The organism is Bradyrhizobium sp. RD5-C2 (assembly GCF_019972155.1).
GTDB lineage: Bacteria > Pseudomonadota > Alphaproteobacteria > Rhizobiales > Xanthobacteraceae > Bradyrhizobium.
On record NZ_BOVL01000019.1, the window covers coordinates 35805 to 51499 of the forward strand.

Consider the following 15695-nt stretch of genomic DNA (forward strand, 5'->3'; position numbering starts at 1 on the left):
CCCAGCAATGGCTGGACCGCCACGGCGTCGAAGCTGCAACGCGCACCCGTTTCGATGAATTTCTGAAGCAGAGCCCAGCGGCGACGCGCTTGCAGAGCGACGCCGACAAGGAGGTGCTGTTCAAGCAGTTCCGGGCGTGGGACGCGGAAAACAACTCGCGTGCCCAGCTGCGCGCCGGCGAGAAACGCTAGACTCCTCGAACCCGGATAGAGTGCAGCGAAATCCGTGACCGCTCGATCAATTGGCGAGAAAGCCCCCGGATTGCGCTACGCTTCATCCGGGCTACTATTTCGTGCTCTCCGGCACCCCGCGCTTCAGCGCGGCGCGCGCGGCTTCGCGATGCACGGGGGTGATGTGGCTTGCCACCATGCGGATCGCGGTTGCGAGCACGGCGGCATCGTCGGTAAAGCCGAGCACCGGCAGCATGTCCGGGATGAAGTCGAACGGCAGGATGAAATAGGCGATCGCGCCGAGCAGCGCCGCCTGGACATGGCGCGGCGTCTGCCGGTCGAAGGCGCAATAATAGGCCGCGAGCAGATCCTCGGCGAAAGGAAGCCGCGCCACCACTTTCTTGAACTTGATCCAGAAGCGGCGGCGCACGCCTTCGGGGTCCTGCGCCAGCCGGTCGGCAGGCCCAAATCCCATGCCGGTATCGGTCGATGGCATCGCAAGGTTCCCTGTGGCGCCGCACGACGGATCGGCGGCGGACGATCCGAATCTGGGGATGTCGGCCAACCGGCGCAAGGTTGCGCGCAGCCGGGTCAACTGACCCCGAGCTGCCTTGCGATCGCGTTCATCGCCTTGGCGAGGTCGATATCGCGCTTGGTCACCCCGCCGACATCATGGGTCGCCAGCACGACCTCGACCGTCTTGTAGACGTTCTTCCATTCGGGGTGATGGTCGCTCTTCTCGGCGACCAAAGCGGCGCGTGCCATGAAGCCGAAGGCCTCGTTGAAGTCCTTGAACACGAAGGTCTTTGCGATCGCCTCGCGCCCGGCCAGTTCCGACCAGCCGGCCAGTTCCCAAAGCGCGGCCTTCCTTGCTTCCGCTGACAGCCTTTCGACCATGGTAACCCTCCCGTTTGACGCCGACCTTAGCCTAACCACCGGCCTCCGGGGTGGGATCCATGCCGAAAATAAGGCCGAAATAGCGTCCTATCGCCGCTGGTAACCATGACGCAGATGTAACATCTGTAGCCCCAGGAATTTGCTACAAATGGCTTATGTGTGCGCGTTGGTAGTTTTGCGAGATTGAGCCCCGACGATTGTTTGCGAGATCGATGACAGACGGCTCCGCCAGCATATCGCCCAAGCCGCTGCGCTCCGCAAAGCGACGGCTGATGTTCGTCTTGATCGCGGGCGCGCTCGCCATCGTCGGCGCGACGATCGCCGGTTATTATTTCGCGGTGCGTCCGGTGACGCTGCGGATCGCGGTCGGCCCGGCAAGCAGCGATGACCTCAGGGTCGTGCAGGCGCTGGCGCAGGCCTTCAACAACCAGCAGCACACCCAGGTCAAGCTCCGCCCGGTGCAGACCGACGGCGCCAGCGCCAGCGCGCAGACGCTGGCCGACGGCAAGGCCGACCTCGCCATCATCCGCGGCGACCTCGATGTGCCGAAGAATGCGCAGGCGGTCGCGGTCCTGCGCAAGAATGTCGTGGTGATGTGGGTGCCGCCCGCAGCCAAGGGCAAGGGCCGCAAGGCCGCAAAGATCACCAAGATCGCACAGCTTGCCGGCCGCAAGATCGGCGTCGTCGGCCGCACGCCGGCCAACGTCAATCTGCTGAAGCTGATCCTCACGCAATACGGCGTCGATCCGATGAAGGTCGAGATCGTGCAATTCCCGGCCAATGAAGCGGTCGAGGCCATCAAGAACCTGAAGGCCGATGCCTATCTCGCTGTCGGTCCCGCCAACAGCAAGCTCACGATCGATGCGATCACGGCGTCGACCAAGGACGGCGGCGAGCCCACCTTCCTGCCGATCGATGCGTCCGAGGCGATCGCGCAGAACCATCCGGCCTATGAGGCCGCGGAAATTCCCGCCGGCTCGCTCGGCTCGGCCGACCGGCCCGACGACGAGGTGAAGACGATCAGCTTCTCGCACCATATCGTGGCGCGAAAGGGCCTGTCGGACGCGACGGTCGCGGCCTTCACCCGGCAATTGTTCGCGATCCGGCAGTCGCTCAAGAATGATTTCCCGCTTGCCGCCAAGATCGAGACGCCCGATACCGACAAGGACGCCACCATCCCGGTGCATCCGGGCGCGGCGGCCTTCGTCGACGGCGAGGAAAAGACCTTCCTCGACCGCTACAGCGATTACATCTGGTGGAGCCTGATGGCGTTCTCGGCGATGGGCTCGGCCGGCGCATGGTTCGCCGGCTATCTCAAGCAGGACGAACGCAACACCAACACCTCGCAGCGCGAACGCCTGCTGGAGATGCTGAAGACCGCTCGGCAGAGTGATTCGACCGACGAGCTCGACCAGTTGCAGGCGGAAGCTGACGACATCCTGCGCCACACGCTGGACTGTTTCGAGCACGGCGCCATCGAGGAAGGCACGCTGACCGCGTTCAACATCGCGCTCGAGCAGTTCCACAACGCCGTCGCCGACCGCAAGGCGCTGCTGCTCAGCATGCCGCAAAATCTGCAGCGGACTGCGAGCCAGTTCAGGGCGGCGGGCACGGCGTAGGTCTCCATACTGCACGACTACGCCATCGGCGAACGAACTCTCTCCGTTCCCTCCCCCCTTGTGGGGGAGGGTCAGCGAGGGGGGTGCCGCTTGCTCCGTTCAAGTTTGATCCCGAGAACGTCGCTGCGATTGCGCGAGTGTCATTTCGTCTCTGGCGTCACCGCCCGGGGCTTACCCCTCTCCCCAACCCTCCCCCACAAGGGGGGAGGGAGCCTGACGCATGTGCTCACCTTACGAAGGGCGCGATCCGCTCTCCATCCCCCTGTAATCTCTCCGTCATGGAATTTTTCTAGGTCTGTGCTCGACCGCGGCGCATTGTCGCTGTGACCTGAGGAGGCTCCCCATGACGATCCGGTTCTCGCGAAATCTGACCCGCCGCCGCTTTCTCTCGACCGCTGCTGCGGCCGGCGCTGGCGTGATCGCGATGCCCTATCTGTCGCGCGCGGCCGACCGCCCGGTGATTACCCATGGCGTGCAGTCCGGCGATGTCGGCGTCGACGGCGGCGTGGTATGGGCGCGTGCGGACCGTCCTTCGCAGATGATGGTCGAGGTCGCGACGACAGATTCGTTCAAGAATGCCCGCGCGCTGCCGCCGATCACGGCGCTGCCGGAGAGCGACTTCACGGCCAAGATGCTGCTGGAGAACCTGCCGTCGGGCCAGGACATCTTCTACCGCGTCCGCTTCCGCGACCTCGCCCATGTCGACGTTGTCGGCGAGCCGGTGGTCGGCCGCTTCCGCACCGCGCCGAGCGACCGCCGCGATATCTCCTTCGTGTGGGGCGGCGACGTCGCCGGCCAGGGCTGGGGCATCAACCCCGACGACGGCGGCATGATCACCTTCGCGGCAATGAAGAAGCACGCCCCGGATTTCTTCCTGCATTCCGGCGACACCATCTATGCCGACGGCGTCATCACCGCCGAGCAGAAGCAGCCCGACGGCAAGATCTGGAAGAACATCACGATCCCGGAGAAGGCCAAGGTCGCCGAGACGCTCGACGAGTATCGCGCGGCGCATAAATACAATTTCCTCGACGGCAATCTGCGCGCCTTCAATGCCGAGGTGCCGATCTTCGTGCAGTGGGACGACCACGAGGTGACCAACAACTGGTCGCTGTCGAAGCAGCTGCCGGCGGCCTACAAGGAGCGCGACATCAATGTGCTCGCCGCGCGCGCGGCGAAAGCCTTCCACGAGATGTATCCGATGCGCGAGAGCATCGTCGAGCCGGGCCGCGTTTATCGCACGCTGAGCTACGGCCCGCACCTCGACGTGTTCATGCTCGACGAGCGCAGCTATCGCGGCCCCAACGGTCCGAACCTGCAGGAGACCTACGGCCCCGATGCCTATTTCATCGGTCCGGATCAGATGGCCTGGCTGAAGCGCGCGCTGCTCAACTCGCGCGCCACCTGGAAGGTGATCGCCTCCGATATGCCGCTATCGCTGATCGTCTATGACGATGCCGCCAACAAGAAGGGCTCGGAAGCCTTCGCGCAGGGCGACGGACCGGCGCGCGGCCGCGAGCTCGAGATCGCCGACATCCTGCGCTTCATCAAGACTGCCGGCATTGCCAACACGGTGTGGCTGACCGCGGACGTGCACTATGCGGCTGCACACTACTACAACCCGAACAAGGCCCAGTTCCAGGAGTTCGATCCGTTCTGGGAATTCGTCTCCGGCCCGCTGCACGCCGGCACGTTCGGTCCGAACGAGCTCGACAACACGTTTGGACCCGAGGTGAAGTTCGTCAAGGCGCCGGGCGAAGCCAACCAGAACCTGCCGCCGTCGGCCGGCATGCAGTTCTTCGGCCACGTCAAGATCGACGGCAAGAGCGGGCAGATGACGGTCAGCCTGCGCGACCGCGTCGACGCCGAGCTGTGGGCAATCACGCTCGATCCGAAGCCAGTGTAATCAGGTCGCAACCACGACGGAACCTTAACTCCCCGCGCTGAACGGCCTTGCCCCAAGGCAAGGGCGTTCAAGGCAAGAGCGGCGCGATTGACGGGGGATGGACGCGACCTGCCTCTTCCGGTACCGATATCAGAGCCGTTATGCTGGGGGCCCGGAGGGGCGGAGCATGAGGCGCTGCGAACTGATTCGCGTGCTCGGTGGCATCGTCGCGGGGCTTCGGCCTCATCGCTTGCTTGTCGTCGCGATCGCGGCGTTCGCGCTGCTGCCGATCGAAGCCGGCGACGCCGGCTGGCTGCCTGATCTCTTCAAGAGCTCATCGAAGCATCCCAAAGCGCCAAAGCGTGCGAAATCGGCAAAGCCGGCCAGATTGGCAAGGCACCACGCGCCATCAAAGCCACGCGCCACAAGGCTTGCCGCCCTTGGGCCGGTCGCCCTGCCGCCTACCGTTTCCAAGCCGGCCGCAACCAAATGCGATCCCGCGACATTGCGGATCGTTCTCGATGTCGGACATACCGCAGAATCGGAAGGCGCGATCAGCGCGCGCAACGTCGCCGAGTTCACCTTCAACCTGCGCCTTGCGCGGTCGATCGAGGAGAAGTTGAAGGCCGAAGGCTTTGCCGCAACCAGGCTGCTGCTGACCGAAGGCAAAGCGCGGCCCAGCCTCTTCAAGCGGGTCGCCGCCGCCAACAACCTGCACGCGGATCTGCTGCTGTCGATCCATCATGATTCCGTGCCCAACAAGATGCTCGAGGACTGGGATTTCGAGGGAAAGAAACGCCGTTTCAGTGATCGCTTCAGCGGTTACTCGGTGTTCGTCTCCCGCAACAATCCGGACTTCAAGACCAGCCTCCTGTTCGCCGAACTGGTCGCCAGGGAAATGAAGGCCGAGGGGCTGCAGTATGCCGAGCAATACAGCCTGCCCATCATGGGGCGCGAGCAGCATCCGCTGCTGAACAAGGAAACCGGCGTCTACAGCTACGATAAGCTCATCGTGCTGCGCAGGACCGCGATGCCCGCCGTCCTGCTGGAGGCGGGCTCGATCATCAACCGGGACGAAGAACTCAAGATGGACTCGGCCGAGCGCCGCAACACGATCAGCAGCGGCGTCGCTTCTGCAGTGAAGGAATTCTGCGAGCCGCGATGGGCTCTGCTCGGTCCACTCTGACGGCCGAGCGATCAGCACCTCCCGGCTCAGCCCGGTTTGCCGGCCTTGATCTCCGCGAATTTGGCCAGCGCCTGTTCGAACTTGGGGCTGAACAGCCACATCGCATCGAGGATTTCGCGGAAGCTCGCAGATGTCTTTGCCCGGTCGGCTCGACCGAAAGCGAAGACGCTGTTGTTTCGCAGATATCCCATGATCCTGGGCTCGGAGATTCTGTAGTTGACGAGGTCGCCTGACTTCAGCGCAGACCTGGTCGGGCTGGGGATGATCTGGATGAGCTCAAAGAGCTTCATCTGATCGACCGGATTGGGCAGGGCCTTTGCGATCGCCGGGACCTGCGGGAAAATATCCGCGTGCGCGTTCATGAGCGCATCGCGCACCGCGGTCCAGTGATTGAACCGGTGGTCGAGATTGCCGATCCGGGTTTCTTCCATATCGTCGCGACGGCTCAGCGCAGGATCGAGGGCCGCGATCGATTGTTTGATGGCGGCCCACTTCTTTCGACCGTTGCGATCTTCGGACGGACCAGTCTGCAGACTGCCCTTGTAGGTGTTCGACCGCGCATTTCCGGCGTTTTGCTTGCCGTTTGTCTCGGCAAAGAACAGGCCGAGGCTGATCCGGCCGGCGACAGCGGCGTCAGCGGCATCCAGCCCCCTGGCGCGCGCGATCACCATCGCCAGGTCGACCACGTCCTTGAATGGCGTCTCGGAACTTTGCGCGCTGGCGGGCGGCGCCTCCATCACGTCGAACAGCTTCCTGTACTCATCGAGCAGCGGCTCATTGTCGGCGTCGAAATAGGCCGGAGGGATCCCGAATCTGTTGGGCCTACCGATCCTCGACGGAAGCGCATCGGTGAGATCCTTGTAGGCGCTCATCATCTCGACACGGGCAAGGTAGACGGGCTGGCCCGGCAAGTCGGTCAGCGGCTGATGGGAATCGATCTGCGCGCGCCGCTGGCGCAGGATCGAGACGAAGCTCTTCAGGGCATTGTCGTAGGCCTTCAGCGCGGCCGATTGCTCGCTCGTCGGTGCGGCTGGCTCGGCGCTGGCCTGAGACACGAAGCTACCGACGACGGTCGAGGCGAGCGGCGGCGCGAGCAGCAGCCCGAGAGATAGCGCCGCTGCGGACGCAGCGGCAGATGTCCTGATCGCCATGACGGCTTCCCAAGGCCCGTGCGTCGCCGAATCCGACAGACCGGATGGTAGACGACGAACGCGCCGACGGCGAGGCCAAAGCCCGGCGATCAGTCAGTGCCCATTTCTCAGCGCGGCTTCGAGCGCTTCGCTTGAACACGGCTTGGTCAGCCGCGGCTTGCCGGCGAGCGATACCGGCAGCCTGATATCAGCGCCATAGCCCGTGACGAACGCGAACGGCACCTTCAATGCGTCTAGCCGTTCGGCGATCGCGAAGGTCTTCTCGCCCCTGACGAGGCCGACGTCGAGCAGCGCGAAGTCCGGCGCGCGCTCGGCGATCAATTCGAGCGCGCGGGCAACGTTCGCCGCGGTGCGCACCGTCCGGGCGCCGAAGCCCAGGATGGTATCCTCGAAATAGAGCGAGATGATCGGATCGTCCTCGACCACGAGAACGTCACCGGGCATGCCGGCATTGGGGGCGGATTCCATGGCTCGGTGTCCATTGCTTCGATGATGGATGAGAGGACCGGATCAGTCCGGCCGGATGGCCCGCGACCGGCGCCCGAAAGCACGCCGGCTGTTCCCGGAATGAAACCCATCACATCGCAAGCTGCCGCGTCTGTTCACTAGTGAACATAAAAGTGGGAACTTTTTCAGTATGGTCCGCGTTGGAGTGCAGGATTTTCCAATGATTGCCAAACGGACCGATCTGGCCGGGACGAACGACCGGCCGTTCAACAACCTGTTGCGCCGGCTGAATGCCGCCGACTACGAGCTGATCGCCCCGTATCTTGCGGTGGTCGAGGCGGCGGCCGGCGACCTGCTCTACAATCCCGGTGACGACGTTCAGATCGTGCATTTCCCATGCGGACCGAGCCTTGCGTCCTACATGGTGGCCAATGAGGACGGGCGCGATGTGGAGACCATCCTGGTCGGCCGCGAGGGCGCGGTCGGCGGCATCGTCAGCCAGGGATTCCTGCCGGCCTATACCCGCATCACCGTCAAGTTTGGCGGGCCGTTCGTGCGGCTGCCGATCAGCAGGCTCGATGCCGCCAAGCTGAAGTCGATCTCGGTGCGCAACATCTTCGCGCGCTATGCCGACTGCATGCTGGCGCAGATCTTCCAGTCGACCGCCTGCAATGCGATCCACTCGATCGAGCAACGCGCCGCGAAATGGATCATCTCGGCGATCGAGCGCACCAATGGCGACGGCGTGGTGCCGCTGACGCATGAGCAGCTCTCGACCTTGCTCGGGGTCGGCCGCAGCTACACCAGCCGCGTGATCCAGAACTTCAAGGCGGAGGGCGTGCTCGACACGCGCCGCGGGGCGATCGTGATCCGCGACCCGGACAAGCTCAAGCTGCGCTCCTGCCTGTGCAACGAGGCGGTGAAGGATCATTTCGAGGAAGTGCTGCGCGGGGTGTATCCGAGCGAGGACAATCCGACGAACTAGGGCGCGTACTCATAAACGTCAGCTTCCAGTCACAAAACAGAAGTTGCCCAGTTCGGTCGTCATAAGCGGCTTATGACCCATCTCCGACATCACACCCCTCCGGCACCCCGGCTATGCGCATGCCCTCACAAAGACGCTCTTGTCCGGCGAGATAAATGGGATTGTCGCTTATTTTGGCGACGCGCAAGCGGCGGATCGTAAAGCTTGGGTTGAGCGCAAATCCCGCTTTCGCAGCTGTTCGCGCCTCATCCAGCGCGCCGAGCAAGCCCAAGGCAGCGGCCAGCGAAAAATGGGCGGGAGCATGAGTGCGGTTGGCCTCAATGCTTCGTCGCAGCCAACTGACGGCTTCGGTATCCGCACCGATATGTAGTTTTGCCACGCCCACAAAACGCATCAACCGGTTGGCAACGAGATCGCGAGGGGACAGACGGAGAGCCTCGAGTACTTGGCCTTCAGTCTCGGTAGGACAACCCATATAGAATTTGGCTAAACCAATAGCGCCATGAGCATAAGCCAAATTGCGATTAAGCGCTAATGCCTGGTCGCATTCGGCAATCCCTCGTGCGGCGCGGTTTGTGTTGATGTACACGAGAGCCAGTATCAGGCGGGCCATTGCAACGTTGGGGGATATTGAAAGTGCTTTGATCGCGTTCGCTTCGGCTGCCGAAAGGAGCGCGGCCCCTTCGTCCGTTAACAGGTCGGCTCCCACGGTTAGATCGACGTTTGCCATGCCGATCAACGCCCAAATCGCTCCGACCCCTCGGGGATCGATCACCAAGGCACGCTCAAAAAAGCTGCGCGCCCGGGTCGCGTGCTCAAGTGTCGGTCCCTTGTAGAAACAAGCAGTACCCTGAAAGAACAGGTCTACCGCGTCGGGATGCGGCGACCGCTCCGCTGTTCGTGCCTCGGCTACAACGAGCTGGGCACCTAACGAGTTGGCGAGCCTCGATACGATTTCGTCCTGCATGTCGAAAAGATCGGCGACAGGCTTTTCGAAGCGCTCGGCCCAAAGATGTTTGCGGCTTTCGGCATCGATGAGCTGCACGTTCACTCGAAGCCGCTTGCCGCTGAGCTGCACAGAACCTCCAAGCACGTACCGGACGTTCAGCTCGCGACCGACTTGCCGTACGTCGATTGTGTTGCCCTTGTACGAGAACGCGCTGTTCCGGGCGATTACGAACAAGCCGCCGATGCGCGACAAGTCCGTTGTTAAGTTCTCGGTTACACCATCGACGAAATAGTCTTGTTCGGGATCGCCGCTGAGGTTGGCGAACGGCAGCACAACGATGGAAAGACGAGGCGGCGAAAGGGCGATCGATTCCGTGCGACTGGACCGTGTCGTTAAGCCGAGTTCATCCCAGATCACGGCATAGGTCCGGACCGGGCGGGCGATGTTTTTGAAGTTCTGGTCGCCCAAATCGGCGAACTGAACCCCCACCTTGCCCCTTACTTGATCGTAGGCAGAAGACGAGATGCAGATGCCGCCAGCCTCTGCGATGCCCTCGAGCCGGGCCGCGATGTTAACGCCGTCTCCAAAGATGTCATGGGCCTCGACGATGACGTCGCCGATGTTGACGCCCACTCGGAAGGAAACGCGCCTGTCTTCCTTCTCGTGGATTGAAAGTTCCTTGATGCGGGTCTGAAACTGTACGGCGGCTCGGACTGCCTCAACTGAGCTTGTAAACTCCGCCAAGAACCCATCGCCGGTGTTCTTCACGATACGTCCACCGTGTTCAGCGATTGCTGGCACAACAGCGTCCGCCAAGAGCGCAGTCAATTTGGCGTGTGTCGGCTCTTCGTCATCGTGCATGAGCCGCGAATAGCCAGCCACATCGGCGGCCAATATCGCAGACAACCTGCGCTCGACAGGGAATGGCCGCTCCTGCACCATGGCTCTCACCCCAACCGACGAGATATTGTACGACGGATCGGGTGACCGGGCCACACTGCTAATGTCGCCTGATGGCCCTTAGCGGACACTCACTTGGGTGTCGTTCGACGCCTGCTTTGGAGGGCCATCCGGACCTCGCGATTCCCTGCACATGCGGGGAACGGATTTATGAGTACACGCCCTAGGCTGGCACACGGCTCACCCCGCCCCGCTTGCGGGCGAGGGGGTGCGGGTCTCATCGCGGTCGCGGAGGCAGCCCCTCACCCCAACCCTCTAAGAGCGAGCTACGCTCGTCTCGCCCCCGCAGGAACGGGGAGAGGGAGAACCTATATCGCCCAACGCGAAAATCACGCTACACTCGCCTCATGAGTGGGGCTGAACTTCACGCCGTTTTCGACGTCGCAGCATGGTGCGCGGCCGCCGGCGCGATGTGGTGGCTGTCCCGGGTGCGGGGGCTGCAATTCCCGCGGCAATCCTTCGAGCTGACATATATCGCCGCGCTGGTGTTCGGCGCCGGCATCGGCGCCTACATCTTCGGCACGCTGAACCTGTGGTTCTCGGGCATGTCCGGCATCGCCCGCTCGGTCGAGGGGGCGCTGGCCGGCGGCATCGTCGCGATCGAGCTCTACAAATGGCTGCACGGCATTTCACTGCGCACCGGGGCGCGGTTCGCGCTGCCGCTTGCGATCGGCGTCGCGATCGGCCGGCTCGGCTGCTATTTCGCTGGCCTCGAGGATTTCACCTATGGCACGCCGACCACGCTGCCCTGGGGCCACGATTTCGGCGACGGCATCCTGCGCCATCCGGTGCAGCTCTATGAGAGCCTGGCGATGGCGGCGTTCGCCGCCTTCTATGTCCGGGCCGTTTTGAACCGCAACGCCGCTGTCATCACCAATGGATTCTACCTCGTGCTGTTCTACTACGGCCTGCAGCGCTTCGTGTGGGAGTTCATCAAGCCCTACGGCGCGCTGATCGGCCCGTTCTCGCTGTTCCACCTGCTGTCGTTGTTTGTCATGATTTATGCCGCCGTCATGCTGGCGACGGCCCCGAATGTGAGTGTGAAGCATGAACGCGCCGCTGCGTAAGTCCCGCCCGTACATCTTCTGGGGCCAGACCCAATCGCTTTGCGAAACCTGCCTGACCCTGGTGCCGACCAAGATCCAGATATCAGGCAACGAGGTTTGGTACGAGAAGCGCTGCAAGCAGCACGGCGTGCAGTCGACCTTGGTCTCGACCGACCAGGCCTATTGGCGGCTGTGCAAGGATTTCATCAAGCCCGGCGACCGGCCGCTCGCGTTCCAGCGCCACACCGAATTCGGCTGCCCCTATGATTGCGGGCTGTGCCCCGATCACGAGCAGCACTCCTGTCTGGCGCTGATCGAGATCACCGAGCACTGCAACCTGACCTGCCCGGTGTGCTTTGCAGATTCCTCGCCAGCGCGGACCGGCTTCACGCCGCTGGCGAAGATCGAGAAGATGCTGGACGCGCTGGTGGCGAGCGAGGGCGAGCCGGATCTAGTGCAGATTTCCGGCGGCGAGCCGACGCTGCATCCGGATTTCTTCGCCATTCTGGATGCGGTGCGCGCCCGCCCGATCCGCCACGTCATGATCAATACCAACGGCCTCAGAATCGCGCGCGAGCCGGACTTCGTGGCCAAGCTCGCCGAGAACAAGCGCGGGCTGGAGATCTATCTGCAGTTCGATTCGCTCAAACGTGACGCGCTGGTCAATCTGCGCGGCGCCGATTTGCGCAAGATTCGCCAGCAGGCGCTGGAGAATCTCGAGCGTGAGGGCGTCTCGGCCACGCTGGTCGCGACCATCAAGCGCGGCGTCAACGACACCGAAATCGGCGACATCGTCCGTCACGCGCTGACCTGGACCTGCGTCCGCGGCGTCACGCTGCAGCCGGTGCAGGACGCCGGCCGCAACGAGGATTTCAACAAGGACACCGACCGCATCATGCTGTCGGAGATCCGCCAGCGCGTGATCGAGACCGGAGTATTCGGCGCTGACGACATGATCCCGCTGCCGTGCAATCCCGAGAGCATCTCGATCGGCTACGGCCTGCGCAACGGCGACAAGGTGCTGCCGCTGACCTCGCTGATCCCGCAGGAGCAGCTCATCGCCGTGATGCCCAACACGATCAGCCCGGAGAAATATCCGGTGCTGCGCGAGAAATTCGTCGACCTGTTCTCGCTGTCGTCGGGGCCGCTGAACACCAGCGAGCGGGTCTGCGAATTGCTGTGCTGCCTGCCGAGCTTCGAGGTGCCGGACGGCCTGACTTACGAGAACGTGTTCCGCGTCACCATCGTGCAGTTTCTCGATCGTTTCAATTTCTGCGTCGGCAACGTCAAGCGAAGCTGCATCCACTTCGTCACCGAGAGCGGCGCGATCATCCCGTTCGACACCTACAATCTGTTCTATCGTGACGGAAAGATCGACGGCATCCGCGCGAGCCTGGCCGGACAGACTTATCGGGAGGCGCGGCTGACGGAGGAGGAGGTGCCAAGGTGAGCGATACCGGCGCGTCCCCCTCGCCTCCGTCACGCCCTCCGGCGCAGCGCAACGGCTGCGTGACCGCGCTGATGATCGTCGCCGGCGTCATTCTGCTGCTGCCCGGCCTCTGCGCGCTGCTCTTCGTATTTGCCGGCATCGCCAAGACCGCGTCTGATGATCTTCAGTTCGTCGCCGCCTGCCTGCTCGTCGCGTGCTTCGGCGTCGCCCTGATCTGGTGGGCCATCCGCAGACCTGGCTCCTAGAGACGGCACGAACCCACTGGTGGACCAACAGCCATGAGCGAGACCAATCCCCCTCCCGTGCCGCCTGCACCAACGCAGTCGCCAGGGACGGACCTCCCTCCGCCGCTCCCACCGCGACGTGGCGGCTGCGCCACCGCGTTCATGGCGCTGTTCGGGTTGTTCCTGTTGCTGCCCGGGCTCTGCGCCCTGCTGTTCGGGTTCGGCGGCCTGACCGAATCGAGGCCAGATCCCTCCGTCTTCTTCCTGATCCTGCTCGGGCTCGCGGTCTGCTTTGCCGGCGTGATGCTGGTCCGCGCCGCGATCAAGGGCAGCTAGAACCACCCTTGATGAACAACGTTGATTCACCACTGCCGAACAGGGCCCCTGGAACCGCATTGGCGCAACGGCTGCCAGACCGCTTTCATGCTGGTGGTAGGGGTGCTCCTGCTGATCCCCGGCGTCCTCTGCGTCGTCATCAGCGTCGCGATGGGGCCCGGAGCCAACGTCAATCCGGCTACCATCATCGTGGTCTGCCTGGCTTTTGCCGGGCTGACATTGATCCTCCAGGCGCTTTCTCGGAAATGACGCCGGATTCGACCCGCAAAAGCCCCTTAAAACCGGGTTCCGGAGCGAAAATCAGGCACTTAAACCGCCAATAAACCGTTGTTTTTTGGCGTTTTCTGACTATATTGCGCCGCAACGCGCAAGGTGCCCGGTCCTCTGACCGGGCTTCCTTTTTGGGGTGATGCGTCCCCGTCAAATTTCTTGGGTATGAGCGTGATCCGGGCCCCGATTGGGCCACGTGAGCGAGCGGCCGGCCAAACTGGTCCGGCGAGATCGCGCATCTAACCATTGCACGACCAGAAGAAGAGCCATGAACCTTCGTAACGTCGCCATCATCGCCCACGTCGACCACGGCAAGACCACGCTCGTCGACCGCCTGCTGCAGCAATCCGGGACCTATCGCGAGAACCAGAAGGTCACCGAGCGCGCCATGGACTCCAACGATCTGGAGCGCGAGCGCGGCATCACGATCCTGGCCAAGGCGGCCTCGGTGCAGTGGAAAGATACCCGCATCAACATCGTCGACACCCCCGGCCACGCCGATTTCGGCGGCGAGGTCGAGCGCATCCTCAACATGGTGGACGGCGCGCTGGTGCTGGTCGATGCCGCCGAGGGCCCGCTGCCGCAGACCAAATTCGTGGTGTCGAAAGCGCTCAAGGTCGGACTGAAGCCGATCGTCGTGATCAACAAGGTCGACCGCCCCGACGCACGCCCGACCGAAGTCATCAACGAGGTGTTCGACCTGTTCGCCGCACTCGATGCCTCCGAGGAGCAGCTCGACTTCCCGATCCTGTACGGGTCGGCCAAGCAGGGCTGGATGGGCGACAGCCCGGAAGCTTCGCATGACGCCGGCATGCAGCCGCTGTTCGACCTGATCGTGCGCCACGTCGCGCCGCCGAAGGTCGAAGAGGGCCCGTTCCGCATGATCGGCACCATCCTCGAAGCCAACCCCTATCTCGGCCGCATCATCACCGGCCGCATCTCATCGGGCTCCATCAAGCCGAACCAGGCCGTGAAGGTGCTTGGCGCCGACGGCAAGACCATTGAGCAGGGCCGTATCACCAAAATCCTCGCCTTCCGCGGCATCGAGCGCACCCCGCTGGAGGAAGCCGACGCCGGCGATATCGTCGCGATCGCGGGCCTCACCAAGGGCACCGTCGCCGACACCTTCTGCGATCCCAGCGTCGAGGCGCCGCTGACCGCGCAGCCGATCGATCCGCCGACGGTGTCGATGTCGTTCATCGTCAACAACTCGCCGCTCGCCGGCACCGAAGGCGACAAGGTGACCTCGCGCATGATCCGCGACCGCCTGCTGCGCGAGGCCGAGGGCAATGTCGCGCTGCGCGTCGTCGAGGCCTCCGACAAAGATTCGATGGAAGTCTCGGGCCGCGGCGAATTGCAGCTCGCGATCCTGATCGAGACCATGCGCCGCGAGGGTTTTGAGCTCTCGGTGTCGCGCCCGCGCGTCGTGCTGCAGAAGGACGAGGCGACCGGCGCCTGGCAGGAGCCGATCGAAGAGGTCGTAATCGACGTCGACGAGGAGCATTCCGGCGTCGTCGTGCAGAAGATGAGCGAGCGCAAGGCCGAGATGATCGAGATGCGCCCGTCCGGCGGCAACCGCCTGCGGCTGGTGTTCTACGCGCCGACCCGCGGCCTGATCGGCTACCAGGGCGAACTGCTCACCGACACCCGCGGCACCGCGATCATGAACCGCATCTTCCACGGCTATGCGGCCTATAAGGGCGAGATCCAGGGCCGCCGCAACGGCGTGCTGATCTCCAACGACCAGGGCGAGGCGGTTGCCTACGCCATGTTCAAGCTGGAAGACCGCGGCCCGATGATGATCGAGCCGGGCTGGAAGGTCTACAAGGGCATGATCGTCGGCGAGCACACCCGCGACAACGACCTCGAGATCAACGTGCTGAAGGGCAAGCAGCTCACCAACATCCGCACCACCTCGAAGGACGAAGCGGTGCGCCTGACGCCGCCGATCCGCATGACCCTGGAAAAGGCGCTCGCCTATATCGAGGACGACGAACTCGTCGAGGTGACGCCGAAGTCGATCCGGCTGCGCAAGAAGCATCTCGATCCGAACGAGCGCAAGCGCGCCGAAAAGGCCAAAGAGGCTGTAGCGTAAGCCCGATCTGTCGTGCCCCCGCCTG

At 63.4% G+C, this 15695-nt stretch carries 15 protein-coding genes and 1 pseudogene; 11 read left to right on the forward strand and 5 right to left on the reverse strand.

Translation table 11 applies throughout. The features are described from left to right. Positions 1–191 (forward strand): annotated as a pseudogene (locus BraRD5C2_RS21150) (TAXI family TRAP transporter solute-binding subunit); the annotation flags it as partial. Between the two features lie 94 nt (positions 192–285). Here BraRD5C2_RS21150 and BraRD5C2_RS21155 read toward each other — a convergent pair. Together BraRD5C2_RS21155 and BraRD5C2_RS21160 are read right to left on the reverse strand one after the other, a co-directional pair. Beyond that, a complete protein-coding gene (locus BraRD5C2_RS21155; protein ID WP_223971070.1) occupies positions 286–666 on the reverse strand; it encodes a YkvA family protein in 381 nt (126 codons plus the stop codon). Positions 667–761: 95 nt separating this feature from the next. After that, complete coding sequence (locus BraRD5C2_RS21160; protein ID WP_050404938.1) at positions 762–1067, reverse strand: 4a-hydroxytetrahydrobiopterin dehydratase; 306 nt, start codon at positions 1065–1067, stop codon at positions 762–764. Positions 1068–1279: 212 nt separating this feature from the next. Between BraRD5C2_RS21160 and BraRD5C2_RS21165 the strand changes: the two genes are divergently transcribed. The 3 genes from BraRD5C2_RS21165 to BraRD5C2_RS21175 all read left to right on the forward strand — a co-directional run bounded on the left by BraRD5C2_RS21165 (position 1280) and on the right by BraRD5C2_RS21175 (position 5757). After that, complete coding sequence (locus BraRD5C2_RS21165; RefSeq protein ID WP_223971071.1) at positions 1280–2686, forward strand: TAXI family TRAP transporter solute-binding subunit; 1407 nt, start codon at positions 1280–1282, stop codon at positions 2684–2686. A gap of 343 nt (positions 2687–3029) precedes the next feature. Further along, positions 3030–4592: an alkaline phosphatase D family protein gene (locus BraRD5C2_RS21170; protein WP_223971073.1), complete on the forward strand. Its 1563-nt coding sequence runs from the start codon at positions 3030–3032 to the stop codon at positions 4590–4592. 166 nt (positions 4593–4758) lie between these two features. Beyond that, a complete protein-coding gene (locus tag BraRD5C2_RS21175; RefSeq protein WP_223971075.1) occupies positions 4759–5757 on the forward strand; it encodes an N-acetylmuramoyl-L-alanine amidase family protein in 999 nt (332 codons plus the stop codon). Positions 5758–5783: 26 nt separating this feature from the next. On the opposite strand, the gene BraRD5C2_RS21180 is transcribed toward BraRD5C2_RS21175, so the two are convergent. Both BraRD5C2_RS21180 and BraRD5C2_RS21185 read right to left on the reverse strand, forming a co-directional pair. Continuing rightward, a complete protein-coding gene (locus BraRD5C2_RS21180; RefSeq protein WP_223971077.1) occupies positions 5784–6908 on the reverse strand; it encodes a hypothetical protein in 1125 nt (374 codons plus the stop codon). A gap of 93 nt (positions 6909–7001) precedes the next feature. Continuing rightward, entirely contained in the window at positions 7002–7376 is a 375-nt protein-coding gene (locus BraRD5C2_RS21185) for a response regulator (RefSeq protein WP_223971079.1), read from the reverse strand. Positions 7377–7575: 199 nt separating this feature from the next. Here BraRD5C2_RS21185 and BraRD5C2_RS21190 point away from each other — a divergent pair, with 199 nt between their 5' ends. Then, positions 7576–8340, forward strand: a complete 765-nt coding sequence (locus tag BraRD5C2_RS21190; RefSeq protein ID WP_223971082.1) for a Crp/Fnr family transcriptional regulator — start codon at positions 7576–7578, stop codon at positions 8338–8340. A 70-nt stretch (positions 8341–8410) separates the two neighbouring features. Here the strand turns inward: BraRD5C2_RS21190 and BraRD5C2_RS21195 are convergent, their stop codons facing one another. Beyond that, positions 8411–10231 carry an adenylate/guanylate cyclase domain-containing protein gene (locus tag BraRD5C2_RS21195; RefSeq protein WP_223971084.1) on the reverse strand — a complete coding sequence of 607 codons (1821 nt, stop codon included), beginning with the start codon at positions 10229–10231 and terminating at the stop codon, positions 8411–8413. Between the two features lie 365 nt (positions 10232–10596). On the opposite strand from BraRD5C2_RS21195, the gene BraRD5C2_RS21200 reads away from it, so the two are divergent. The 6 genes from BraRD5C2_RS21200 to typA all read left to right on the forward strand — a co-directional run bounded on the left by BraRD5C2_RS21200 (position 10597) and on the right by typA (position 15670). Continuing rightward, positions 10597–11316, forward strand: a complete 720-nt coding sequence (locus tag BraRD5C2_RS21200) for a prolipoprotein diacylglyceryl transferase (protein WP_223971087.1) — start codon at positions 10597–10599, stop codon at positions 11314–11316. After that, positions 11297–12745: a radical SAM protein gene (locus BraRD5C2_RS21205; protein ID WP_223971089.1), complete on the forward strand. Its 1449-nt coding sequence runs from the start codon at positions 11297–11299 to the stop codon at positions 12743–12745. The genes BraRD5C2_RS21200 and BraRD5C2_RS21205 overlap by 20 nt, the downstream gene beginning before the upstream one ends. Further along, entirely contained in the window at positions 12742–12990 is a 249-nt protein-coding gene (locus BraRD5C2_RS21210) for a hypothetical protein (RefSeq protein WP_223971091.1), read from the forward strand. Before BraRD5C2_RS21205 ends, BraRD5C2_RS21210 begins: the two co-directional genes overlap by 4 nt. A gap of 33 nt (positions 12991–13023) precedes the next feature. Further along, on the forward strand, positions 13024–13305 hold the full coding sequence (locus BraRD5C2_RS21215) for a hypothetical protein (protein ID WP_223971093.1): 282 nt from the start codon (positions 13024–13026) through the stop codon (positions 13303–13305). Positions 13306–13407: 102 nt separating this feature from the next. Beyond that, on the forward strand, positions 13408–13554 hold the full coding sequence (locus tag BraRD5C2_RS21220) for a hypothetical protein (RefSeq protein ID WP_223971095.1): 147 nt from the start codon (positions 13408–13410) through the stop codon (positions 13552–13554). Positions 13555–13843: 289 nt separating this feature from the next. Beyond that, positions 13844–15670, forward strand: a complete 1827-nt coding sequence (gene typA, locus BraRD5C2_RS21225; RefSeq protein WP_166213197.1) for a translational GTPase TypA — start codon at positions 13844–13846, stop codon at positions 15668–15670. The last annotated feature ends 25 nt before the right edge of the window (positions 15671–15695 follow it).